Below are 24,695 nucleotides of genomic sequence, written 5' to 3'. Positions count from 1 at the left end.
GGCAGCGCCTAATCCCATGCAGCAATCCACGAATCATAATCTCCCTCCAGCCATTCGGGACGCGATTGATACGAGACATCGACCTTGAGCTCAACGTAGCCGCCCTCGGCGGCACCACCCATAGCCTGCGCAAACGCACCGATCACGGGCAACGGCTTGACCTCGCCGGAAACGGACACGGACGAGACGCCACCCGCACCGGCCCGGCCAAGCTCGATATCCCACGACAGCGGCCCGCCGGCATGAAAGATCGAAACGTTGGGCACTGCGGCAAGCCGGCGGCGGGTGAACTCCTTAAGATCGTCGTCCTCCGCCGTCGTCGTGGTCATGAGCCGCGCGGTCTCGGCGGCGGCAGACTCCATGACCGCGCGCGTATAGAGCAGGCACACCGGCTGCAGTGCGAGAAGGATGAGCGTCAGAAACGTCGGCAGCAAAAAAGCGGCCTCGACCGTAGACTGCGCCCGGTCCTCGCACGCGATATCAATACAACGCGATGTCCTTAGCGCCCGCAGCGGCGTCGATAACCGACATCGAGGCAACGCCATGGGATGCCGCCCGCTCGACCAGCGCCGCCAAGCGCCCATCGGTGCCAGCACGCCAAAGTCCCGCAATCGCCAGCACGATCGATAACAGCGCCACCGTGACGATGGCGTATTCCACAGTCGCTTGGGCAACCTCTTCACGCAGAACGCCATGCATTTCACGATCCCTCCTTTGAGTTTATTGTTTGCGGGACCAGGCGCACGGCGCGCAGACGACACGAAGCATCGCCAGTATCCGCGGCAACCGTCACCATATCGACCCAGCCGCGTCCGTCGCGCACGATAGCGCCCCACACGTTGCCCTTGATATCGAGATAGCCGCTCAGAGCAAGTTGTGCCGTGGGTACCTCGCGATAGGCACGCAGCATATCCGCTGCCGCTTCGGTCATCGGTCGGTCCTCGGACCATGCAAGCCGGACCGCAATCGCGTTGCCCTCAGGCGAATCCGTCGCAGTGCCAGACCGCTTGTCGAGCGCCCGCAGAAAGGTTTGCGCCGTGACAGCGACATCCGAATCGTCCGCATCTCGCATCTCATCTTTTTGAGACGCCACCGCCGAATCTGAGCCCAAATCGGAGGCGGTCCCAGGACGCTGCTGCCGCGCGGCGTTAAGCCCCCAAAGCACCACCGCTATCGCCACGGTCAGGCAAGCAAACACCAGCAGCACCCCGATGGGGCGCTCGCCCTCTACAGGCTGTTGATGCCCTCGCTGATCGCATCCCATAGCTCTTTAACCTTGCCTTTAAATGCAACGATGGCAATAATCGCGATCACCACAAGTACGCCCACCAAAATGGCGTACTCGGTGGTACCCTGCGCGCTCTCCTCCTGCAACAGCTCCTTGGCATGCTGGCGAGTGTAAATCGCCCGGCAAAAAGCCCAGCTCCAAGCCTTGTCAGCAACTTCGACCATCGTGTTCATGTATTCCTCCCTACATCATCCCGCCTGCTCCCAGCAGCGGGCCCAATATGGACAGAAGCAACGCCGGCAAGATGAGCGTGCCGGTGGGAATCAACAGCTTGACGGGCGCACGCTCGATCTCGCGCTCGACCGCGGCGCGATGAGCCGCACGGATCTCGCGACTTTGAGCGGCCAGCGTCTCGGCAAGTGGGGCACCCAGGGCGAGCGCCTGCCCCACCGTGATGGCAAAGGTCTCGAGCGCTCGCACGTCCAGGTCGCGCGCGGCGGCCAACAACTCGTCCTCACGCGTGCCCACGCCCACCTGCCACGCCATGCAGGCGCGCTCAAGGCGAAGAGCCAGCACTGACCGGCGGTTGGCGCAGAAAATCTCAAGCGCCGCATCAAACGAAAGACCGGCCGAAAGACCCAAGCGCACAACATCGATCATCTCGGACACTTCGCCGAGCGACACTCGCGCCGGGCCGCCCGCTCCAACCGCGCCCTTCACTCGCGCGGTCAGAGCATCGACCACCGAGCGACCCGCGGCAGCGACCAGCACCGCCTCGCGCTTACAGGCCCCCGCGATCTTGCGTGCATCCGCCCGATCAAAACCCGTCGCGACAAATACACTCAGGGCGCACAGGCAAGCCGCAACTGCAACCGAGGCGCTCATAGCTCCACCCGCATAATGCGCCGGATAACCACCAGGGCAACGGCGTTGAGGGCAAGACCCAGCACCACAGCACCCGCGCCGGCAGGCGTCGCAAGACCGCGACGAAAATCTGCCGAAAGCAGCGCCAACACCGCGCACATGCCCGCCGGCATCGCCGCGACCATATGCGCAGACATGCGAGCCTGCGACGTCTTAACATCCAGGCGGCGCTTGAGCTCAATGCGCTCCCCCACCATGCTCGACGCCTCGGACAGTAAGTCGGCAAGCGGAGCGCCGGTGCGCTGAGACACCTTAAGCGCCAAGGTCACAAGCGAAAGACCGGGGGCGTCGATACGCACGAGCAAGTCATCGAGCGCGTCGGTCGCCGAGATGCCGCAATCGATCGCCGCCGCCACCCGCAAAAACTCGTTATGCACTGGCTCTTGCGCATGAGCGCCCACAAAGCGCATGCCCTGGGCCAGCGAATGTCCCGAGGCAAGCGACATGGAAAGTGCGGTAAACGCCTCGGGCATTGCCTCTTCTGCATCGTGTTGCTCGCGCCGGCTCTCAAAGCCATCCCGAGCGGCACCAACGGCAAACGGAGCAACAAGTCCCAAGGCAAATCCGAGGGGCGATAACGACACCATCGTTAGTAAAACGCAGCAGACACCGCTCGATAGCAGCAGAAACGCCAAACATCCCGAAGCATCCTCGATCACGAGGCCAAGGCGATGCGCCGGAGCCAGCGATGCCCACGAACGGGCGATCTTTTTCAGCAGATCGTTTTTCACCAGCTCACGCGGCAGCTTCTCTGCCACCGTCTCGAGCGCCTGACGTGCCAGCTCCGCCGGCGGTACCTGCGGCACACGAGGTTCCGCCCCGCACGCCGTCGCGACAGAAAGCCCTGCCAAGCCCCCTACGACGAGGGGCACAGCGATCTCCATTCGTCCACCTCCTCTTGTGTGAGCGTCCCCGACCGCAGGCCTTCTGCGATAAACGGCGGCTCGCGGTCAAGCGTCCAGGTGCGCTCGGCGGCATCGAACGTCACATAGCGCTCGAGCTCTACGCCGCCCGATGCGGCGCGTCGCACCCCCGAATACGAGGAGACAAAACGCCTGCCATCGGCGTGGCGCTCGGACATCACGATACCGTCGAGTGCCATGGCAATCTGCTCCTCGATAAGCTCACTCGGCAGATCGATCCCATAACGTGCAAGCAACGTCAAACGCACCACGGTCTCCTGTTCTGAACCCGCATGAAGTGTGGTGAGCGATCCGTCGTGGCCCGTGTTCATGGCCTGCAACATGTCGCAGCACTCGGCACCGCGCACCTCGCCCACCACGATGCGGTCGGGGCGCATGCGCAGGGCATTAGTCACCAGGTCGCGGATCGTCACCGCGCCCTCACCCTCAATTGAAGCCTCGCGCGCCTCTAGGCGCACCACGTGCGGATGATGCGCAAACTTGAGCTCGGCAGAGTCCTCGATCGTCACGATGCGCTCGCCGGTGGAAATCTCACATGACAACGCGTTGAGCAGGGTGGTCTTACCAGATCCCGTGCCTCCCGCAACCGCCAGGTCTTGTCGCAGCGACACCGCACACGACAGCAGCTGCGCATACCAAAGCGGCAGCGATCCCAACCCCACGAGCTCGTCCAGCGAGCAGATACGGTCCGAGAACTTTCGGATGGTGAGGATTGGCCCGTCGATCGCAACGGGTGGAATCACCGCGTTGACGCGATAACCCGTCTTGAGGCGGGCGTTGACGATGGGGCTACGCTCGTCGATACGACGGCCGAGCGGCGAGATAATGCGGTCGATAAGCACACGGATCTGCTCATCATCCTCAAACGCATGCTCGATGGGGTACAAGACGCCGCCGCGTTCAAAGAAAGCCGAGCGACAGCCGTTGATCATGATCTCGGTAACGGTGTCGTCCTCGATGAGCGGCTGCAACGGCCCCAAGCCCACCACGTCATCCAAAATCTCGTCGATGATGGTTTCGCGCTCGGGCGTCGCGAGATCGGTCGGCTCCTCAACATTGAGCGCCGCCTCCACCGCAGGACGCAATTCCGAGCGGGCAAGTGCCGGGTCGATATAGGCGCTGATACGCGCCACTTCGTCGTAACCCATGCGGTCCATCACGGCGCGCTTGGTGCGTCGTTTCACCGCGCGGCGACGCCCCGCATCTACAGGCGCTGCCGCCGCTGCAGCGCCGGCAGCCTTAATCCTCGTTTGCAGGCTCATCGCTGATCACCCTCGCGCAACCAGGGAAGGCGGATACGCGGGCGTTCGGTACGCGTTGCACGGTCGGCGACCATATCGCTCCAAGGGCCGACGGCGCACCCCAGTTCCACGAGCATCTCGCGCGTGGCCTCGCGCATGCTAGTCGCAAAAGCACTGGTCTGCCCCACCGCCTCGTCAGCGCGCCCAAACGCCATGAGCGCGGCGAGATCCTGCCCGCCATCGGCGATACGAATCTTGGAGCTCAACGCACAGGCAATCTCAAAGCGCATGGCGACGTCCTCGTCTGCCCCGCGCGCACCGAACCGGTTGAACACGGCGCTCATGCGCGTGCGCGGCACACCTACTCGACTTGCCAGTTCGATGACGCGCGACGCCGATGTCGCGGACGACACCGCCGCATCGCCAACGACCAGGCAACGGTCGCTCGCCGCCACCGCAGCCGCCACGGCGTCGCCCCAAAAGACCGAGGTATCGATAAAGACCACGTCGGATTCGCGACGCAGAACATCAAGCAGTAGCTCCACCGGACGCGCCATGAGCTCGGCTTGCTCGGGCGCCGCGACGGGACCCCAGAGCGTAACGCCCGGCGCCACGCGCATCGATGTGGCTACGATATCCGGCTCGGTGAGCGTGCCCGCCGCCGACGGCTCGATAAGTGCCGCCATATCGCGCGGAGCATCGACGCCTAACAAGTCGTAAAGGTTTCCAAACATCAGGTCCAGGTCGAGCACGGCGGCACGCAAGCCCAACAGCGACGATGTGTGTGCCATGGTGGCAACGATCGTCGACTTGCCACAACCGCCCGAACCCGAAATAGCGCAGATGACCGGAGCTCGATGCGGCGGAGCGGCAGCGTCTGCCGGCGGCATCGGAGGCGGCGGGGCGGGCGTCGGTGACAGCGCCCCCGTCTCCCCCGCCGCAACCACACGCTGCGTCCAAGCCGGCATAGCAGCTTGTTCGGTCTGCGAGGCAGGCTCGTTCTGCGCAATCTGCTCATGCTGCATTAGCGACAACTCGCCGCACCCGGCAAAGCCCTCAACTTCGTCGAGTTCATCCGCCAGATTCACGCCGTGCACGTATCCCATATCTACAGCCGGGGAGTCGCCAGCATGCTGCGCCGGCCCTCCAGCGTCATCGTCTACAAGGGGGTTCCGGGGGCGCCGACCATGCTCGGCTTCCGCTTTTCCATAATCATCAACACGCGGGCCTCTTGTAGCGCGAGGCGCCCCGGGTTCCCTATCAACAAAAGCATCGGGCTCAATCGTCATGTGCCGATCGGAATCAACCGCTCCCTCGCCCGCGCGCCCGTTGCCGCATACACTGTGCGCAGCGATGACCTCGGTCGCCCCCGCGCGAAACAGCCCCTCGATATCCGACGGATCGAGCGCTTCTATCAACACGACCACGCGACTCACGCGGCCTTCGGCCGTCAGGCGCGCAACAGTCTTGCGCACATCTTCGGTATCAAACAGAGACGCCGCGATGATGGCAGCCCCGCGGCGCGACGGAAACGCCCGCGCCATGGAAACCAGCCCGTCCAGGTCACCCACGCGAAGCACCTGTGCACCCACATCACGGCCCTCGACTTCCCGCTGCAACAGCCCGTAATCGCCGCACGCGCAGCACGCAAGCCAGATCGCCTTCATCACTCGTCGCCTCCGCTCTTTTTGCCGCGCGCCGTGGCGGGAATCGTCAAGCTGACCGTTCCCTTGCCCGAGGCTCCCAGCAGTTCCTTGACGTCTTCGGGGTCAGCCGCCAGCGTCACCCATTCGATCTTGCCCTCGCGCGTGGAACCGGAATCCTCACTGGTATCGATCACGTACGCGCCGCACAGCCGATCGGTTACGTCGTCTTTTTGCACGTACACGTCCACGTAGCTGCCCACGCCCGCAGCACCGCCGACCGAGTGCTCGGCATCGACCGCCACCGAAACGGCGACCTTGCCCTTAGGCACCTCGAGCATGTGGCTCTCGGCCTTGGTGTAGACATTGCAGATCACGGCGTTTTTGGGAATACGCGAAGTCGTCACGTCGCCGCGCACCTGGCGTAGCTCGGTCGCCGCGTCACGCGGCAGCAGACTCGTCAGCCACTCCTGGGTTATGACATTGGTCTCATCGAGGGTCTCACCCACATCGATATCGCGCGCCGCGACGCATACCTCGACGCGATCGCCACCGTACTTGGCCAAGGTCTCAGCCTGGACCTGTTCGGCTTGCGAGCGGATCGACGAGCCGTAAACCATGCAGAGCAGAGCAGCGAGCACGCCCGCGACCAGACTGATGGCGATGCGCTTGCTCTTGTTCACGGCCGCTCCTCTCATGGCAGTGCCGGGCGAATGCCCGTACCACCATTGTCTGGGCGGTCAGAGTGCAAAGCGGCGCAATCGCAATCTTGGTTTTCGATGTCAAACCAATCGCTGACCAAAAGCTGACCAGCCCGTCAAGCTCGTGGCAAGGTTTTGGTCAGCACGTCAGCAAACTGCATGTTTCGAGGCTTTTCCGCAGCAAAAAGCCGTCTCCCGAACAGTTGGGAAACGGCTGTCATAGGAAAAATCAATTACAGATGGACATCGGGATCGAGCATTTGAGCACTCACGCGCATGGATAACGCCAGGTTTTGGAACGTTTCCAGACGCAGGCTATCGATCTGCCCGGCGTCCTCGGCCTCGCGAACGGCGCAACCCGGCTCATGGGTATGCGTGCAATCGCCAAACCGGCACGCGCGCGATGCCTCGACAATCTCGGGGAAGGCGCGGGCCAGTCCCCGCTCGTGACCCACGAGCGGTAGGCTGCGCAGGCCCGGGGCATCGGCGATCACGCCGGCGTCGCCCGGCAGCGTCACCATCACGCGCGCGACGGTAGTGTGACGGCCCTGGTCGTCGCGTTCGCGCACACCGCCGGTCGCCAACGTATCGTGGCCCAGCAGCGCATTGAGCAGCGTCGACTTGCCGGCACCCGACTCGCCCAGAATCATGGCGCAGCTCCCGGCAGGCACGCAGGCACGGACCTCGTCCAGGCCGCGGCCCTCGGCAGAGGACGTCACGATCACGCGCACGTCCGGACCCACCAGGCGGCGCACGCGGTCCAGATCGCGCTCGAGCTCCTCGGCATCGCAGCGGTCGGCCTTGGTGAGCACCACCACCGGCTCGGCATCGCAATCGAGCGCCAACACCAGTGAGCGCGCCACGCGATCGAGCAGCACCTCGCCGGCGCCGAGCGCCTGCACGATCAGCACGCTGTCAACGTTGGAGCAGAGCACTTGGCGCTCACCGCGGGCACGGCCACGCCAACGCTCAAAGCTCGTACGGCGCGGCAGCACGCACTCAATCACGCCCATATCGTGCCCGGGAGCGCGGCGCACCGCCACACGGTCGCCCACGGCAGGCAGCAGGACCTCGTCCTCGCCGCGCGACTTGGCAAACCCCACGGCATGCTCGGCACGAAACGTGTCATCGGCAGTCGCCACCAGCGGAAACCCGCGGTCCAGGCGCACCACGGCGCCCAACTGCATCTGCTCGGGTTCCTCGGCTTGCGCGCAAAAATCATCGAAGGCTGCCCGTTGGGCGGCATCAACCGGCAGATCGTCAAACGCCGGAACATCCTGCAACGCATCGAGCCCCGGTACGCTCGTCAACAACTCCTCGGCAGACGCGGGGGCTTCGGTCGCAAGCTTCCGACGACGGTCACGCTTAGCCCGCGCCCCCGTCGTCTTTTTCTTCGCTTTAGCCTTAGCCTTGCCCACAAGCGCCTCCCAGCACCATAAATCACAACTGAGCAGGTATTTTCCCACAAAAAAGAGTCGGTCGAGCAAATGCTCGACCGACTCACACACTTTCCCTCAGCCTTTATCATCCACACGGGAGAAAAGTCAGCAACGTCACCGCAGGGCCCGCCCCCCGAGAGGGGTTTCCAAAGGGCACATCCTTTATTCAAAACGAGCGGCCGAGCAATTGCTCGGCCGCTCACCTTCTTTCCCTCAGCCCTTTTTCATCCGCGCGGGAGAAAAGCCAGTAAGGATACCGTAGGGCCCACCCCGGGAGTGTTTTCTTCTGAGCGATCCCGCAGCGCGAAGCGCGAGGACCAGCGAAGAAGAAAACACGCAGGGGCGGGCCCGGACAGGTTAACTTACTCCTTCTCGACCGCGCGCATGATCGCCTTGTAGATCTCCATCAGCGGAATAATCAGGAAGGCAAGGCCCAGGGCAGCGACAACGCCCTTGAGCTCAAGCGTTACGGGGCCAAAGAACATCTCAGCAAGCGTCGGCTGCACGGTTACGATCACCGTCAGCACCAGCGCCAGCGCGGCGGAAGCCCACAGCCACTTGTTCTGCTTCTTCATGGTGAACAGCGACGCACGACGGCTGCGCATATTGAAGCAGTGGAAAATCTCGACCATGTTGAGCGTGATGAACGCCATCATCACGCCTTCCTCGTCGGCATTGCCGGCGATCATATCGGCGATGTGGATGTAGCCCATGTCAAAGTACACGCCCACAAAGAAGCTCGCCAGCACCAGCGCGGTGATGATTAGGCCCTGGACCACGCAGTCCAGACCCATATGTCCGGCAAAGACACCGTCCTTGGCGTTGCGCGGCTTGCGCTTCATGATGTCGCCCTCGGCATCCTCCATGCCCAGCGCAAGCGCGGGGAAGCAGTCGGTGACCAGGTTCACCCACAGCAGCTGCACCGGCTGGAAGATGGTAAAGCCGATGAGCGTGGCGATGAACACCGAGAACACCTCGGCAAGGTTAGCCGAAAGCAGGAACTGGATGACCTTGCGGATGTTGTCGTAGATGCGGCGACCCTCTTCGCAGGCGCCGATGATGGTGGCAAAGTTGTCGTCGGCGAGCACCATGTCGGCAACGTTCTTGGTGACGTCGGTACCGGTGATGCCCATGCCAACGCCAATGTCGGCGCGTTTGATGGACGGGGCGTCGTTGACGCCATCGCCCGTCATGGCCACGATCTGGTCGCGCGACTTCCAAGCCTCGACGATGCGTGTCTTGTGCTCGGGCTGGACGCGGGCGTACACGCCGTAGTCCTCGATGTGCGCGTCGAGTTCCTCGTCGCTCATGCGATCGAGGTCGGCACCGGTGATGGCCTGGCTGCGATCGGCGACGATGCCCAGCTGCTTGGCGATGGCCACGGCGGTGTCGATGTGGTCGCCCGTGATCATGACGGTGCGGATACCGGCGTCGTGCGCCTCGTGGATAGCGTCGGCCACCTCGGGACGGACCGGGTCGATCATGCCGGACAGGCCACAGAAGACCAGGTCATGCTCGAGCGCAGCGGGGCTGCAGTCGTCGGGAACCTCGGTGTAGGTGCGGCTTGCCAGCGCCAGTACGCGCAGGGCCTCGTCGGCCATGGCCTTGTTGGCGGCCACGAGCTCGGCACGACGCTCCTCGGTCAGGGGGACGACCTTATCGCCCTCGTAGATGTGGGTGCACAGGCCGATCACCACGTCGGGCGCACCCTTGGTGTACTGCTCATACTCGCCGTCCAGGGTCTCGACGACCACGGACATCATCTTACGACCCGAGTCGAACGGGGCCTCGCCCACACGCGGATGCTCGGCAGTCAGGCCAGTAAGACCAGCCTTGCCGGCATCGTTGACGAGCGCGCACTCGGTCGGCTCGCCCACGGCCTCGCCCAGCTCCTCGTCCCACTGAGCATCGGAGCACAGCGCCATACCTGCCAGGAACTTCTCCTTGGGCGCAGCGAGCTCGTGCTTGACGACGGTCATCTTGTTCTGGGTAAGGGTACCGGTCTTGTCGGAGCAGATGGTCTGTGTGCAGCCAAGGGTCTCGACAGCAGAGAGCTTGCGGATAATCGCCTGGCGCTTGGCCATCTTGGTCACGCCAAGCGAAAGGACGATGGTCACGACGGCAACAAGGCCCTCGGGGATGGCGGCGACGGCGAGCGAGACGGCAACCATAAAGGTGTCGAGCAGGGCAGTCGGATCGGTAAGGACGTTGCCCACGCCGTGGCGGAGGATGTCAACGCCAAAGATGACGACGCAGATGACGATCACCATGATGGTGAGGATGCGGCTGAGCTCGGCGAGCTTCACCTGCAGCGGCGTGAGCTCTTCCTTGGCCTCGGCCAGGGCGCCGGCGATCTTGCCCATCTCGGTGTTCATGCCGGTGCCGACCACGACGGCGCGACCACGGCCGTACACGACGGTGGAGCCCATATAGCACATGTTCTTACGGTCGCCGAGCGGCACGTCGTCGGTGCCGGCGGCGAGCTCGATCACGTTGGCATGCTTCTCGACGGGCACGGACTCGCCGGTGAGCGCGGCCTCTTCGATCTTCATCGTGGCGCTCTCGAGCACGCGGCAGTCGGCCGGGACGGAGTCGCCCGCCTCGAGCATGATCACGTCGCCGGGCACGAGCTCGGCGCTCGGCAGGTGCACGAGCTTGCCGTCGCGTAGCACCTTGGACTGCGCCGCACTCATCTCCTGCAGGGCCTCGAGGGCCTCCTCGCTCTTGGCTTCCTGGACCACGCCCAGCACCGAGTTGACGATAACGACGAACATGATGATGGCAACATCGGCAAAGTCGGGCTCGCCCTTGACCATGCCCGTGAGCGCACTGATGACGGCGGCAACGATCAGCATGATGACCATAGGGTCAGCCATCTGTTCAAAGAAACGCCTCCACAGCGGCGTCTTCTCAGCTTCCTCGAGCTTGTTAGGGCCTGTCTTGGCGAGGCGCGAAGACGCCTCGTCGTTGCTCAGGCCGAGGTTCTCATCGACACCTTGGTCGCTGAGCACCTCCGCCGCGGCGGACAGGTATTCCTTTTGCATATAGAGTCCCCTCCTGGGATTCGGGCCACTCAGCAGATTGATGCCCGATCATAATTCCCAGGAGAAGGGCAAGGGCTCATCAAGGCTGCCGTGCTGAGCGGCAGTTGATAGTGGAGCTATGGTACCCCAAAGCGACGCGTCTAGCCAAAACAATCGGTTTGGAAATATGGTCCGCACGCAACGGTGCAGACCGTGTGATGCTCAACATTGGTAAAACGTTTTTTCTTCGGCACATCGCCAAACTGACATATCGCCCAGATAGCAGCGGTTAGAGCGGTTGGTAAATTTTTTCATATACCGTTTATCCCGCAAAAAATGAACTTCTAATTCGGCATACGGTCGATTTTATGGGGTATTCGGTCAGCATTTCGTTATAATCAACACGGTTTTATTTCTTATGGTTTATCTATCAGCGCAAGACGATGTCAGATGGAGGTCTGAATGTACAAGCGCACTAAGATTGTATGCACCATGGGTCCCGCCTGCGATAGCGACGAGACCATCCGCGAGATGATCAAGGCGGGCATGAACGTCGCCCGTTTTAACTTCTCGCACGGCTCCTACGACGAGCACCACGGTCGCATCGAGCGCGTCCGCCGTATTTCCAAGGAGCTCGGTCTGCCCGTCGGCATCCTGCTCGACACCAAGGGCCCCGAGGTCCGCACCGGCCTTCTGGTCGACGGCAAGAAGGTTGCCGTCAAGACCGGCGATAAGATCGTCGTCACCGCTCAGCCTACGTCCGAGGATTTCCACGGCACCGCTGAGCACATCTCCCTCGACTACCTGGCTCTGCCCTCCGAGGTCGAGAAGGGCTCCCTCATCCTGATCGATGACGGCCTGGTTGCCCTCGAGGTCGAGTCCGTCGACGGCCAGGACATGACCTGCGTCGTCAAGAATGACGGCCTGATCGGCGAGCGCAAGGGCGTCAACATGCCCAACGTCAACATCTCGCTGCCCGCCATCACCGAGCGCGATCGTCAGGACATCCTCTTTGGCCTGACCGAGAACATCGACTACATCGCCGCTTCCTTCATCCGTGACGGCGAGTCCGTCCGTGGCATCCGCAAGCTTTGCCGCGAGAACGGCGGCGAGCACGTGACGATCTTCCCGAAGATCGAGTGCGCCCTGGGCGTCGAGAACTTCGACGAGATCCTCGAGGCTTCCGACGGCATCATGGTCGCCCGTGGCGACCTGGGCATCGAGATCAAGCCCGAGCTCGTTCCCCACATCCAGAAGGAGATCATCGCCAAGTGCAACGCGGCCTACAAGCCCGTCATCACTGCTACGCAGATGCTCGACTCCATGCAGCAGAACCCGCGCCCGACGCGCGCCGAGGTTGCCGACGTTGCTAACGCCATCTACGACGGCACCGACGCCGTTATGCTCTCTGGCGAGTCCGCTGCCGGTAAGTACCCGGTCGAGGCCGTCAAGATGCAGGCCAGCATTGCTCTCGAGACCGAGAAGTACCTCCCGGCCCACGCTCCGCTCGAGGTTCCGGCCGATGCTCACGGCACCCGCGTCGTCAACAACGTTGTGGGTATGTCCGCTGTGAACATGGCTACCACCGTTGGCGCCAAGTGCATCACCGTGCCGACGACCACCGGTCGTACCGCTCGCCTGATCTCGCACTTCCGTCCCAACATGCCGATCTGCGCGTTCTCCCGCCACGAGTGGGCCGTCCAGCAGATGATCATGTACTGGGGCGTTATCCCGCATCAGGCCGAGATTACCCAGGGCACCGTCAACGGCACGATCGTCAAGGCGATCGAGACCGCTAAGGAGCTCGGCTACGTCGAGGCTGGCGATTTGACCGTCGCTACCGCCGGCGATCCCCGCATGAGCGTCCAGCTCGAGGACAAGGTCTCCTCGACCAACGTCGCTTACGTCGCTCAGGTGCGTTAAGTCGTACTTGCAAGCATGTTTGCATTGCAAAGGGCCCGGAAGGCTTCGCCTTCCGGGCCCTTTTTCTGTGTCAATGCCGGCACACGGCAAAACACGCACCCATTTCTTTACCAAAAGCGCGAAATCCACCTTTCGAGGCCCAAAAATAAAGTCCCAAGCGCTAAAAGTGTTCGCCCGATGGCGAAACCACACCTTACCCGACGCTGCTAAATCGTTTTAGCAAGAGCCAGATCGACCGCGTTTTCGGAAGTATGCGGCAAATTCTGAGACCTCCGAGCACACCCCGTTTTTTCGCAACAAAATGCCTGATAAACTGGCCTCAAAAGCCAGGTCTGCTCACAGGGTTCAGATTTTGCCGCATACTTCCGAATTGACGCTGGCATCGCACGGTCCAAAAGCACATTTCGACCAGGAGGATATCATGGACCTGACGCTATGCGGTCAATCCGCTTTTTACTATCACTGTATCCCGCCGCAGGTATTAGGGCTTTACCCCGCCATTAGCCTTGGCAATATGGATCGCAGATGTTGCGGCCTCGGAAGTCATGCAGTTGTAAAAGACCTACTTCACGCACCGCTTCACAGGTTTGTATTCACTCGAGCACAATCCGGGTCGCGAAGCCTGTTTAAATCGCACCTCCTGACCCAAGAGCCGCCTCCCGGGTCGTTTAGGCAAACTGAACATGGATTTGATGTCACGTCGCCCGAGTTTACGCTGCTCAGCCTTGCTACGCAGGTCTCACGCAACCAGCTACTCATGGCTTGCTACGAGATGTGCGGCTCCTTTGCAGTGTTTAAGCCCTGCGAGCGAACGCAACAACAACTTGATGAAGCTATTTCGCTTAAGCTCATTCCACCCAACTGCTGCTGGGAGCGTGTTGTCGACACCAAGGGCAATGACACCAATTTGTGGAAGCGCCCGCCGCTCCTCAGCGCGGCGGATATCGCCGCGTTCGCCAAGCAGGCTGCAGGCCTGCGCGGCGTTAAACAACTGCGCTGGGCGGCCGAGCACATGACGGGGCAGACCGCCTCGCCCTTCGAAGTACAGGCCTCTATGCTTGTCTCGCTCCCCCGCAACGAGGGCGGCATGGGCATCAACATCGCAAACAACGTGCGCATCCCACTCAGCGACGCCGCGCGCTCACTGTATGACAAAACCTGCTGCTACGCCGATATCCTCATCGAGAGCAACAACGACAGCATGGGCGTCATCTTGGAATGCCAAGGCCGCTCCGCCCACGATGGCGAAGCCGCAAGTCTCTCCGATGCCGAGCGCACCACCGCCCTCACAAGCATGAGCTATGACGTTATCCAGATAACCTATGAGCAAATCAAAGACACGAAGAGCTTTAACAACATCGCCGAACTCATCCATAAAAAGGCAGGGCTCCCCTACATCCCAAAGACCGATCAGAAACGCACCACCGAAGATGCCCTGCGGCGGGAGCTATTGGTCGATTGGGATGAGCTGTTCGCCGTCAAGCCGGCCAGCTAGCAGCTAGTGATCAGAGGGACTGCGGGGACGTCAGAAGCGGCAACGCGAGTCGCAAAGCCCACCTCGGTCAGCTCGATGACCTCGGTAAACGTTGCATCGAAAAACTCCTCAGTTAGCAGGCGGTATGGCGGATGATCGGGCTCACCGGGGTTTTCGCGCACAATCTCGTGCATAACGCCGATGGTCTTGAGCACATACTCCTTATGGATGGGATACTGCCCAAAACGTGCCGCAGCGGTATACAGACGATCGGTCGCACGCGGGATGGAAACAATGCCGAGCGTCTTACCAAACCAGTCAAAATCGCCCTGCTTTTTAATGCGGAATTCCTCGCACGGCTTGCCGCCGTGCGCCTCCAGGTACTGATTCACGCGCGTATTCCATACGGTATCGGCCACCAGATGCGACCAGACGCCCAGCGTTAAATCGAGCAGCGACTGCGCCACATCTTCGGGCGCAAGCGAGAACTCACAGGCGCCGGGACCGGCAACCGGCTCGGCATCCTTGTAGCGCTGGGGATAGTGCACGCGGTTCAGTCGCTCGCGCTCCTCGATAATCGAGGTCGCCGCGGCTGGCGCACCGGTGGGCGAACTTTTAAGCAGCGGCGTCACATAGGTATCCCAGAACTCGTGCTCGCGTGGTTTGGGGATAGGCTCGGGCTTAGCAAAGTGCGTGATGCGGTACGGGATGGGATCGGCAATGCCGGGAACCATGTAGCCCACAAAGATATCCGGAACCACGCAGCCAAACAAAAAGGCATTGCGGTCGCGCACGCTATCGGCAAGCACGCTAGCACGTGTCAGCAAGCGCTCCGTTTGAGCGATATGAATGTTCCAGCTTGGCATAGCCACCCCCATAAAAACCTGGATAACTATACCATCACGGCAAAGCCGCGCGGGCGGCTACGCACGCTCTACGCAGCAACTATTCCGCAGCGCCGCTCTCGGTTCCATACGACGACACCGGCGCCTCGACCACATGGTGATATCGATCGATATAGATGGCGCGGGCACCCAGGCGCCGCACCAAATCCTGATGATGCGTACTCATCAAAACCGTCTTACCGGCAGCAACGTAGGCCAGCAAAAAGTTGACTACGATGTCGCACGAGTCCTCATCGAGCCCGTTGGTGGGCTCATCGAGCACTAGGATATCGGGGTTCATCGATACGACCGCCGCCAGCGCAACGCGTTTCTTTTGCCCGCCCGAAAGCTGATAGGGCGAGGCATCGACCAGATCGGCAACCTGGAACAGCTCCATGGCATCGCGGACGCGGCGCTCGAGCTCGTCTGTCGGCAGCCCCATCTGCGCGGGACCAAAAGCAACTTCCTCGCCCACCGTGGCACAGAACAGCTGGGCGTCGGCATTCTGGAACACAAAGCCCACGCGCTGATGAAAACGCTGAGCGGCTGCGGAATCCTTGAGATATGCCGCATCGACCACGCGCCCATCGAACAGGTACGCACCCGCGTCCGTAAGCTCAAGGCCGTTAATAAGGCGCATGATCGTCGTCTTGCCACAACCGTTAGGACCAAGCAGGGCAACGAGTTCACCACGATCGACCTGCAGCGAAACGCCGTCGACCACCGTATGCCCCGTATATGAGAACACCACGTTGCGCAGCTCGATGAGCGGCGCGGCCTCGCCGCCCGCACCGTTCGTGCCCGCCGCACTATTCATATCGATCGTCAAAACGTCGCCCTTCCCTATTTGCATCCCCAGCAAGAACCAGCAGCGCCTACAGCACGGCGCACAACACTGCCAGCAGTGCCACGCCGGCCGCATAGACCGCATCGCGCCAGCCAAACCCGGCGCGCGCGGGCGCCGGATACGCACCGGCAAAGCCACGGCAAAGCATAGCCTCGTCCATCGCGTGGCTACATTCCATCGCCTTGATAAACGTCATGCCCATGATACCCGCCAGCGAGTCGGTGCGCGAAAAACCCGCAGGCGCACGACCCACACTGCGCAGCATGACCGATTCGCACAGATCGTGCGCCGTGCGTCCCAGCACTTCGATATGCTTGAGCGTCATATCAAACGTAAAGATGACCTCGTCGGGCAGATGCAACGTCTTGAGCGCCGCCGACATGCGGCTCCAGGTAAGCGTCCATGAAACGCCCAGCACAAGCGACACATTAATGAACGTCTTGAGCGCGATCTTGAGCATGGCGCCCGCGGCAGAAGCGCCCAGCAGCAGGGCAGGCAGCGCCAAAACCACCGCGAGCCCCGCAGCGCCAAGTGCCGGCACAAAGGTTGCCCGCAGCCCGCGTACGGGGCGCACGGCAACGAGCACCAGCGCGATAGCCGCCATCAACATCAGATACAGCGGGCTTTGCGTCAGGCACACGCACAGAACGCAGACGAACATCCCCACCAGGCGCACCGGAGCCGAAACGCAAGAAAGGGCGCGGTCGACCATCGACCCGCCCTCGTGCGCGCCTCCACCCAGGCGAACCCGCTCAAGCAGGCTCGCCAGGTGTAGGACATTCTTTTGCATCACACGATGCCGAGCCCCCGCGGGCTCGTATCGCTGCTCGACCGTAAGCCAGCTAGGCAGCTCGGCTATTGCCATGAGCACCGCTTTCCTTGACCGTCAGCGAGACCAGGCGGAATGCGATGGTGAGCACCGCCACGCCAATCACGCCCGAAAGAATATACATCGCGGCCTGGCCGGCAAAGCCAAGGCCTTGCTCCTCGGAATAGGCCTGCAGATAATCGCCCGTGGGCAGGGCATCGGCAAAGGTCGGGGTATCGAGACCGACCGAAGCCTGCAGGCTGTCGTCACCAGCCTCCTGAACGGCGGTCGCGGCGCCTTCAGCGCCCCACTCGCCCCAAGCGTCACCCGTGGCCAGCAGGCCCAGCGGCGTGGCTACGACAAGCACGGCAACCAAGATGAGCGTGGGGACCAGCGAGGTCTTCTTGGCAGCAGCGTCCTCGGCAGCAAGCTGGCCATCGACAGCCTCGGGGCCGACGATAATGCTCGGCGCCGTCTTCTTAATGAAGCCGTAGATGGCGGCCGTCGCCACGCCCTCGATCACGCCGGCAACCAGCATATGCGGGATCAACATGGCCGGAATAGCCACGGACAGCGGGAAGGGGCAGTACAGAGGGGCGCCCGAAGCGTTGGTGAAGAGCATCGGCTGAATACCAAACTCGATTGCCGCGCACAGGGCCGCCAGGCACAGGCCGACCCAACCGCTCACGATGGCAGAAACCGAGGTGCCCCAGCTCTTGTCGTGCAGACGGCTGTTGAGCGCACGGAACACGATAGCAGCGACAAACGGCAGCACAAAGGCCATGTTAAAGCAGTTGGCGCCAAACGACAGAACGCCGCCGTCGCCAAACAGCAGCGCCTGCAGCGCCAGCGCGACCGAGACAGCGATAGCCGCGGCCTCGGGGCCCAGCAGCAGCGCGATGAGTGCGCCGCCGACGGCGTGACCAGTGGTGCCGCCGGGCAGCGGCACGTTGAACATCATGAGCAAAAAGGAGAACGCAGCGCAAATACCCAGAAAGGCCATATGCTCGCGATCGAGCGTGGCGCGCACTTTCTTGATGCAGTGAACCCATACGGGCACCATCGCCACCGCCATAACGGCATCGGTCTGCGGGGACAGATAATTATCGGGAATATGCATGAGCCCTCTCAATCAGAACGTTGCGTATTACGTTTCTAACAATCCGTAACACCGACTCTGCATACTAACAAAAAGGCGCCCCGCCCACAACGCAGCACGCCCTTGCAATACGTACGTTATTAACCCAGGCCCACGCACCGCCCAATAAAGGGCCCTTGCACTCCCAACTATCCGGTCACCCGGAAGAAGGTGCGGTCCGCTCGCAACAAGGTTAGCGCAGGAACCCGCCCCCGAGAGGGGTTTTCTAAGGCAACATCCCGCAGCCGCGAAGCGGCGAGGACGTTGCCGTGAAAACCCCGCAGGGGGCGGGTTCCGAACAGCAAAGATTACGAGCGGACCTCGCCATTTACGCCCTTGCACACCTTGGTGACGATCTTCTGGTGCGCCTTCTCGACCTCTTCGCTGGTAAGCGTGTGGTCGTCGGAGCGATACGTAAGCGCAAAGGCCATGGACTTTTTGCCCGCTCCGATGCGGATGGGATCGCGGTAGACGTCGAACAGGCGCACGCCCTCGAGCAACTTACCGCCGGCGCTCGTAATGCGGCGCTCAAGATCCTCACAGGTCACGGAGTTGTCAACCACAATGGCAAGGTCGTGCTCAACGGCCGGGTACTGCGAGAACTCACGGTAGTTCTCCTGGTTGCGGGCGCCCTTGATCAGCTTGTCCAAGTCGAGCTCAAAGGCAACGACGACCTCATCGATGCCCATCGCCTCGCGCGCCTCGGGGTGAATCTCGCCGACCCAGCCCAGCACGGTTCCGCCGGACAGAACCTCGGCCGCACGACCCGGCTGCAAGAAAGCGTAGCCCTCGCCCTCGACGGGACGGAAGCGGACCTTCTCGATGCGCAGCTGGGCGAGCAGCTCCTCGACAATGCCCTTGCCAAAGAAGAAACGCAGCTTGCGGTACTTCATGTTCCAAGACTGCTCGCTCCACTGACCCGAGAGCACACCCGCCACGGACTTGGTCTCCTTGGGCAGGCTGGCGTTCTCGCGACCGTGGAACAGGCTGCCGACCTCGTACAGATGCACGTTAGGCGTGCCGTGGGCCTCGTTGTAGGCCACAGACTGCAGCAGACCCGGCAGCAGCGAGCGGCGCATCTCGGTCTGCTCGGCCACCAGCGGGTTCATGAGCACCACGGGGCAGCCGCGGCCTTCGGTGGACATGCCAATCTTCTCCAGATCGCCCGGGGCGGCAAAGCCAAAGGTCGTGGTCTCGTTGAGGCCGCAGGCGCGCAGGATCTCGCCGACCTTGCGGGTGAGCTTCTGTTCGCGGGTCAGGCCGCCGATGTGGTTCTTGGCAGCCGGGATGGTCGCCGTCACACGGCCCATGCCCCATAGGCGCAGGACCTCCTCGATCAGGTCAATCTCGCGCGGCAGGTCGGGACGGAAGCTCGGCGGGGTAACCATAAAGTCCTCGCCGTCGCGCTCGACGGTGCAGCCCAGGCGGGTAAGCGAACGCTCGATAAAGTCGGGCTCGATGTCGGCACCGCAGATGGCATGCACGCGGGTCAGGCGCAGCTTGATGCTGTCGATGGTCTTGGGCGCGGGGAAAACATCGACATAGCCGGGAGCAACCTCGCCGCCGGCGATCTCCTCGATGAGCGCGCAGGTAACGTTGGCGACATCCACGCAGCCAGTCTCGTCAACCTGGCGCTCAAAGCGAATGGAGGCGTCGGAGATCAGCGACAGATCGCGGCTGGTGTGCGAGGTGCGACCGGCGTTGAAGCAAGCGCTCTCGACCATCACGTCGACGGTGTCGTCCTCAATCTCGGAATCCATGCCGCCCATAACGCCGGCCAACGCCACGGGGCGCTCGCCGTCGGTGATAAGGCCCATGCCGGCGTCGAGCACGCGCTCTTCGCCATCGAGCGTCGTGAATTTCTCATCCTGCTGGGCGGCGCGAACCACCACGCGACGGTGGCCATCGCGCTCGGCAAAGGTGTCCAGGTCAAAGGCGTGCAGCGGCTGACCGGTGAGCATCATCACGTAGTTGGTGATGTCGACGATGTTGTTGTGCGGACGCACGCCCAGGGCGTTGAGGCGCTTGACCATCCAGTCGGGCGACGGGCCGACCTTCACGTTGCGCACGATGCGGGCGACATAGCGGTCGCACAGGCCCTCGTCGGCAATCTCGACGGAAAGCTCGTCGTCGGTCGCGCGGCCAGTCTCCGCCTTGATGGCGGGCAGCTCAACGTGGAAATCGCGATCGAAAATGGCGCCGGTCTCGCGGGCCATGCCGATCATGGACAGGCAATCGGGACGGTTGGGCGTGATCTCGCAGTCGAGCACAGTATCACTCGAGCCCACGTACTCGGCAAACGGCATACCGCAGGGCGTGTCCTCGGGCAGAATCATGATGCCGGAGTGGTCGCCACCCAAGCCGAGCTCGCGCGCAGAGCAGTTCATGCCCATGGACACGACGCCGCGAAGCTTGCTCTTCTTGATCTTGACGTCGCCGGGCAGGACAGCGCCGATCATGGCCGTGACGATGTGGTCGCCGGCCTCAAAGTTCTGCGCGCCGCAGACGATCTGCAGCGGAGCGGGGTTGCCGTCAGCGTCGAGGTTCTTGTCGCCCACGTCGACCGAGCACACATACATGTGGTCGCTATCGGGGTGCGGGGTCTTGGTGAGTACCTTGGCGGTCACCACGTGGTCGAAGGACTCGCCCACGGTATCGATCGCCTCGACCTCGGTGCCGGTACGGATATATTCGTCCGAAAGGGTCTTGGGATCCTCCGGAATATCGATCATGGTCTTGAGCCAGTCGTAAGAAACGCGCATGTAGCTCTCCTAGTTCTTAATCTCCGCATAGGGAGGAAATATCAAATGAAGACGTTCGCCTTAGGGTTGTCCAGGTGCCCCAGGTTGGCGTGAAAGAGGAGCGACGCGTACTAAAGGTACGCGAGCGACGGTTTGAACGCCAAGATGGGGTGCCTGGGCAAGCCTAGAACTGATTCAAGAAGCGCATATCGCCCGTCATGAGCGTTCGCAGGTCCGGCAGGTCGTAGCGCAGGGCCGCGACGCGCTCGGCGCCAATACCAAAGGCGAAGCCGGTGTACTTCTCGGGATCGATGCCACAGTTGATCAGGACGTTGGGGTCGACCATGCCGCAGCCCAGGATCTCGATCCAGCCGCTGTGCTTGCAGAAGTTGCAGCCCTTGCCGCCGCACACGTGGCAGCTCACGTCCACCTCGCAGCTGGGCTCGGTGAAGGGGAAGAAGTGCGGGCGGTAACGCGTCTTGCGATCCTCGCCAAACATGCACTTAACAAAGTAGTCGAGCGTGCCCTTCAGGTCGCCAAAGGTGATACCCTCGTCGACGACCAGGCCCTCGATCTGGTTGAACTGCGGCAGGTGGCAGGCGTCGGCCGTGTCGGGACGGTAGACGGTGCCCGGGCAGATCATGTAGATGGGCGGCTTTTGCGACTCCATAGTGTGGATCTGCACGCCCGAAGTCTGGGTGCGCAGCAGCACGTCGGACTCGCCGTGGGCGTGAGCCTCGGGGTGCGCGACGCTGCCGGGGTTGTTGTCGACCACGTAGAAGGTATCGCGGGCCGAGCGGCTCGGGTGATCCATGGGGGCGTTGAGCGCGGTGAAGTTGTAGTAGGAGGTGTCGACCATGGGGCCGGACTCGACGGTGTAGCCGATGCCGCAGAAGATGTCCTCGGCCTCCTCGATAATCTGCTTGATCAGGTGCTGGTGGCCGATCTGCGGACGGATGCCCGGCAGCGTGATGTCGACGGCGTCGTGCTCCAGTGCGCGCTTGAGGGCGGCGGCCTTCATCTCGGTGTTGCGCTCGTCGAGCATGCCCTCAATCAGCTGGCGCATCTCGTTGGCTCGCTTGCCCATCACGGGACGATCCTCGGGGGCGAGCTTGCCCATCATGCGCATCAGGCCGGTGATGCGGCCCTTGCGGCCGAGCAGCTCAACGCGCGCAGCCTCGAGCTTGGCTGCGTCGTCGGCGCCTGCGACGAGCTCCTTGGCCTCTTCCTCGAGTTTGACCAGATCATCAATCAGACTCATGTCTTCCCTTTCGTCTCTCGCGCATCCGCGCTCCGGGACGGCTGACGCCGCCCGATGCTGCGGATGCGCGGCCCGGTTCGGTAACAAAAAACCGTCCTCGGGCATGTGCATTGCCCAAGGACGGTTGAATTCCGCGGTACCACCTTGTTTGACCCAGCGGATGTCTGGCCCGCCGTGCCCACTCTGCACCCCTTATCGCGAGGCTCACGGCTTCCCTACTGGGGCTTCGCCGCCGCTAGCCGCGCGCCCGTTGAGGTCGCTGCTCGGGAGTGAACGCTTGGCCCTTGCCACCGCAGGAAGGCTTGCAGCCCATGACCTTCCCTCTCTTGCCGGCGACGCGGCGGGCAAAACCCTCTCCGTCAACGCATTGGGCTATAGGATAACACATTCTGCGAGCATATCGCCGCGTTCCGTTTTGTTCGCACTGGGTACAAGGTAGGTAGCTGTGCAAACTGGCCGTACGCCCACCCGTGGCGTCCGGTCTGCGAGATCAAGGATATAGGTATGGGAAAGAACAAGGATAAGATGGCCAAGCCCGCAGCGGATAAGACGCCCAAAGGCATGAAGGTCGATAAGGCTGTCAAAAAATTCCGTAAGCTCGAGGGCAAGCTGTGGACTCGCGAGTACCTGCTCAAGATTGCCGAGTTTGACGGCGCGACCATTGCTCCCGCCAACGGCGCCGCGGCCCGCGCCGATGCTATGGGCACCCTTGCTGGCGAGCATCACAAGCTGCTGACCAGCAAAAAGTCTGTCGAACTTGTGCGCTCGCTGGCACGCGAGACCGTCGCCGGTGGCAAGATCGACGACCCGCAGCTGCTCGACGAGATTCGCGTACTCGGCCGCGACCAGCGCGAGGCAAGCGTCATCCCCACCGAGGAAGCCGAGGCCTGGACCAGGCTCACCTGCGAGGCCGACGCCGTGTGGCACAAGGCCAAGACGGCCAATGACTGGGCGAGCTTTGAGCCCTATGTGGATAGAATCGTCGCCCAACTTAAGCATCAGGCCGAGCTCATGGACCCCAAGCGCGACCCATACGATGTTTGGCTCGACCAGTACGAGCGCGGCCTTTCCGCCAAGAGCTTCGACGCGTTTTGCGATGAGGTCAAGGCGACGGTCGTGCCGCTCGTGCACGCCATCGGCGAGCGCGGCCAGCAGCCGGCTGCCGACTTTTTGCACGCCCGCGTGCCTGAGGCCGCCCAGCGTGCCATGAGCTTCGACCTTATGAAGCTTGTCGGCCTGGACCTAGACGACACCACGCTTGCCTTTACCGAGCACCCGTTTAGCGAGGGCTTTTCCGTGGGTGACGCGCGCATCGCGACGCACATCTACGAGGACGACTGCATCTCCAACGTCTACAGCATCATCCACGAGGCAGGACACGCCGCCTACGAGCTAGGCGTCAATCCCGCCTATGCGCGCACGTGCCTGGAGGGCGGCACCTCCATGGGCATCCACGAGAGCCAGAGCCGCTTCTTTGAGAACACCGTGGGCCGCAGCCGCGCCTTTATGGGACCGCTGCTGCAGGTGCTGCGCCGTCACGCGCCCGAGGCCTACGGCGACGTGGACGAGGACACGCTCTACCGCGCCGTGAACATTGCGCAGCCGTCGCTGATCCGCACCGAGGCCGACGAGCTCACCTATCCGCTGCATATTATGGTGCGCTACGAGATTGAACGCATGCTGTTTGCCGGCGAGGCCACGGCCAAGGACATCCCCGCGCTTTGGAACCGCTTTATGAACGAGTACTTGGGCATTCCCGTTCCCGACGACACGCACGGCTGCCTGCAGGATACGCACTGGAGCGGCGGCTCGTTTGGCTACTTCCCCACCTATGCGCTGGGTAGCGCCTACGACGCCATGTTTGTGCCGGCCATGTGCCGCGACGGTGTCGACCTTAACGGCGCCTGTGCGAGCGGCGACCTGGCGCCCGTCCGCGCCTGGCTGGGTGAGCGCATTTGGCAGTGGGGCCGCGCCAAGGACGCGCCGGAGCTCATCAAGGGCGCCTGCGGCATGGCGTTCGATGCCCGCTACTACTGCAGCTACCTGCAGGACAAGTTCACCACGCTGTACGAGTTGTAAGGCATAACCGACACGCCGACGCAAAGGGGGCGCCGCGGGATCAATCCCACGGCGCCCCCTAGTCATTGGGGACGTTCCTTTTTTGCCGGCAGTTTAGGAACGTCCCCAGGTGCCGGATGACTGCTCCGGAGAGGCTGTGGGCAAAAAAGGGCAAAAATGAGTACTGCTGTCTGGTTGATAGCATTATTTTGGGCTAAAACAGGGTCCCAAATGAGATTTATTCTCATTTGGGACCCTGTTTATTGGACATGTGAGGAGCAATGCTCTTTGATATAACGTCCAGGCGTTGCCAAAATAGCCTCTTAGGGCAAAATTTGCTGTTACTTATTTAGTAACAGTACTCATATTTGCCCTTTTTTGACCACAGCCTTTTATAACCCCATTACAGTCTGAAGTGGGCCACCGATAAATTTCGATG

20 protein-coding genes are annotated in these 24,695 nt (G+C 62.2%); 3 read left to right on the top strand and 17 right to left on the bottom strand.

Annotated elements, in window-relative coordinates:
- Positions 1–8: 8 nt before the first annotated feature.
- The 11 genes from DW899_RS03045 to DW899_RS03000 all read right to left on the bottom strand — a co-directional run bounded on the left by DW899_RS03045 (position 9) and on the right by DW899_RS03000 (position 11,143).
- Positions 9–545, bottom strand: coding sequence for a TadE/TadG family type IV pilus assembly protein (locus DW899_RS03045; protein ID WP_117799964.1), 537 nt, complete (start codon positions 543–545; stop codon positions 9–11).
- Positions 481–699 (bottom strand): hypothetical protein, encoded by a 219-nt coding sequence (locus DW899_RS10440; RefSeq protein ID WP_006235089.1) that lies wholly within the window; start codon positions 697–699, stop codon positions 481–483. The genes DW899_RS03045 and DW899_RS10440 overlap by 65 nt, the downstream gene beginning before the upstream one ends.
- A gap of 1 nt (position 700) precedes the next feature.
- Positions 701–1,264, bottom strand: a complete 564-nt coding sequence (locus DW899_RS03040) for a hypothetical protein (RefSeq protein WP_147349717.1) — start codon at positions 1,262–1,264, stop codon at positions 701–703.
- Positions 1,228–1,461, bottom strand: coding sequence for a hypothetical protein (locus tag DW899_RS03035; protein ID WP_117799962.1), 234 nt, complete (start codon positions 1,459–1,461; stop codon positions 1,228–1,230). Before DW899_RS03035 ends, DW899_RS03040 begins: the two co-directional genes overlap by 37 nt.
- 10 nt (positions 1,462–1,471) lie before the next feature.
- The gene (locus DW899_RS03030) at positions 1,472–2,113 is read right to left on the bottom strand and encodes a type II secretion system F family protein (protein WP_117759583.1); all 642 of its coding nucleotides are present in this window, start codon (positions 2,111–2,113) and stop codon (positions 1,472–1,474) included.
- A complete protein-coding gene (locus tag DW899_RS03025; RefSeq protein WP_117776651.1) occupies positions 2,110–3,036 on the bottom strand; it encodes a type II secretion system F family protein in 927 nt (308 codons plus the stop codon). The genes DW899_RS03030 and DW899_RS03025 overlap by 4 nt, the downstream gene beginning before the upstream one ends.
- Positions 3,009–4,337: a CpaF family protein gene (locus tag DW899_RS03020; protein WP_006235095.1), complete on the bottom strand. Its 1,329-nt coding sequence runs from the start codon at positions 4,335–4,337 to the stop codon at positions 3,009–3,011. Before DW899_RS03020 ends, DW899_RS03025 begins: the two co-directional genes overlap by 28 nt.
- Positions 4,334–5,983 carry a P-loop NTPase gene (locus DW899_RS03015; protein ID WP_117799961.1) on the bottom strand — a complete coding sequence of 550 codons (1,650 nt, stop codon included), beginning with the start codon at positions 5,981–5,983 and terminating at the stop codon, positions 4,334–4,336. The genes DW899_RS03020 and DW899_RS03015 overlap by 4 nt, the downstream gene beginning before the upstream one ends.
- Complete coding sequence (gene cpaB, locus DW899_RS03010) at positions 5,983–6,642, bottom strand: Flp pilus assembly protein CpaB (protein ID WP_233539881.1); 660 nt, start codon at positions 6,640–6,642, stop codon at positions 5,983–5,985. Before cpaB ends, DW899_RS03015 begins: the two co-directional genes overlap by 1 nt.
- A 251-nt stretch (positions 6,643–6,893) precedes the next feature.
- On the bottom strand, positions 6,894–7,847 hold the full coding sequence (rsgA, locus tag DW899_RS03005) for a ribosome small subunit-dependent GTPase A (protein WP_199570253.1): 954 nt from the start codon (positions 7,845–7,847) through the stop codon (positions 6,894–6,896).
- Positions 7,848–8,461: 614 nt separating this feature from the next.
- Positions 8,462–11,143 (bottom strand): cation-translocating P-type ATPase, encoded by a 2,682-nt coding sequence (locus tag DW899_RS03000; RefSeq protein WP_117799959.1) that lies wholly within the window; start codon positions 11,141–11,143, stop codon positions 8,462–8,464.
- A 441-nt stretch (positions 11,144–11,584) separates the two neighbouring features.
- On the opposite strand from DW899_RS03000, the gene pyk reads away from it, so the two are divergent.
- Together pyk and DW899_RS02990 are read left to right on the top strand one after the other, a co-directional pair.
- Positions 11,585–13,045: a pyruvate kinase gene (pyk, locus tag DW899_RS02995; protein WP_089572705.1), complete on the top strand. Its 1,461-nt coding sequence runs from the start codon at positions 11,585–11,587 to the stop codon at positions 13,043–13,045.
- Between the two features lie 421 nt (positions 13,046–13,466).
- Entirely contained in the window at positions 13,467–14,540 is a 1,074-nt protein-coding gene (locus DW899_RS02990) for a hypothetical protein (protein ID WP_147349716.1), read from the top strand.
- Here the strand turns inward: DW899_RS02990 and DW899_RS02985 are convergent.
- The 6 genes from DW899_RS02985 to pheS form a co-directional block, all read right to left on the bottom strand.
- Entirely contained in the window at positions 14,537–15,385 is an 849-nt protein-coding gene (locus DW899_RS02985; RefSeq protein WP_117799957.1) for a hypothetical protein, read from the bottom strand. The two genes, DW899_RS02990 and DW899_RS02985, sit on opposite strands and share 4 nt — an antisense overlap.
- Before the next feature lie 79 nt (positions 15,386–15,464).
- A complete protein-coding gene (locus tag DW899_RS02980) occupies positions 15,465–16,232 on the bottom strand; it encodes an energy-coupling factor ABC transporter ATP-binding protein (protein ID WP_233539880.1) in 768 nt (255 codons plus the stop codon).
- 46 nt (positions 16,233–16,278) lie between these two features.
- Positions 16,279–17,115 carry an energy-coupling factor transporter transmembrane protein EcfT gene (locus DW899_RS02975; RefSeq protein WP_117799955.1) on the bottom strand — a complete coding sequence of 279 codons (837 nt, stop codon included), beginning with the start codon at positions 17,113–17,115 and terminating at the stop codon, positions 16,279–16,281.
- The gene (gene cbiM / locus DW899_RS02970; protein ID WP_117799954.1) at positions 17,093–18,178 is read right to left on the bottom strand and encodes a cobalt transporter CbiM; all 1,086 of its coding nucleotides are present in this window, start codon (positions 18,176–18,178) and stop codon (positions 17,093–17,095) included. Before cbiM ends, DW899_RS02975 begins: the two co-directional genes overlap by 23 nt.
- A gap of 326 nt (positions 18,179–18,504) precedes the next feature.
- Complete coding sequence (gene pheT / locus DW899_RS02965) at positions 18,505–20,958, bottom strand: phenylalanine--tRNA ligase subunit beta (RefSeq protein WP_117799953.1); 2,454 nt, start codon at positions 20,956–20,958, stop codon at positions 18,505–18,507.
- A gap of 163 nt (positions 20,959–21,121) precedes the next feature.
- Entirely contained in the window at positions 21,122–22,198 is a 1,077-nt protein-coding gene (gene pheS / locus DW899_RS02960) for a phenylalanine--tRNA ligase subunit alpha (RefSeq protein ID WP_055250566.1), read from the bottom strand.
- Positions 22,199–22,702: 504 nt separating this feature from the next.
- Between pheS and DW899_RS02955 the strand changes: the two genes are divergently transcribed.
- Positions 22,703–24,277 (top strand): carboxypeptidase M32, encoded by a 1,575-nt coding sequence (locus DW899_RS02955; protein ID WP_117799952.1) that lies wholly within the window; start codon positions 22,703–22,705, stop codon positions 24,275–24,277.
- Positions 24,278–24,695: the final 418 nt, after the last annotated feature.

The organism is Collinsella sp. AM41-2BH, assembly GCF_003468085.1.
Classification (GTDB): domain Bacteria; phylum Actinomycetota; class Coriobacteriia; order Coriobacteriales; family Coriobacteriaceae; genus Collinsella.
The sequence above is the reverse complement of the archived record's forward strand: the minus strand, read 5'-3'. Positions and strand labels throughout refer to the sequence as shown.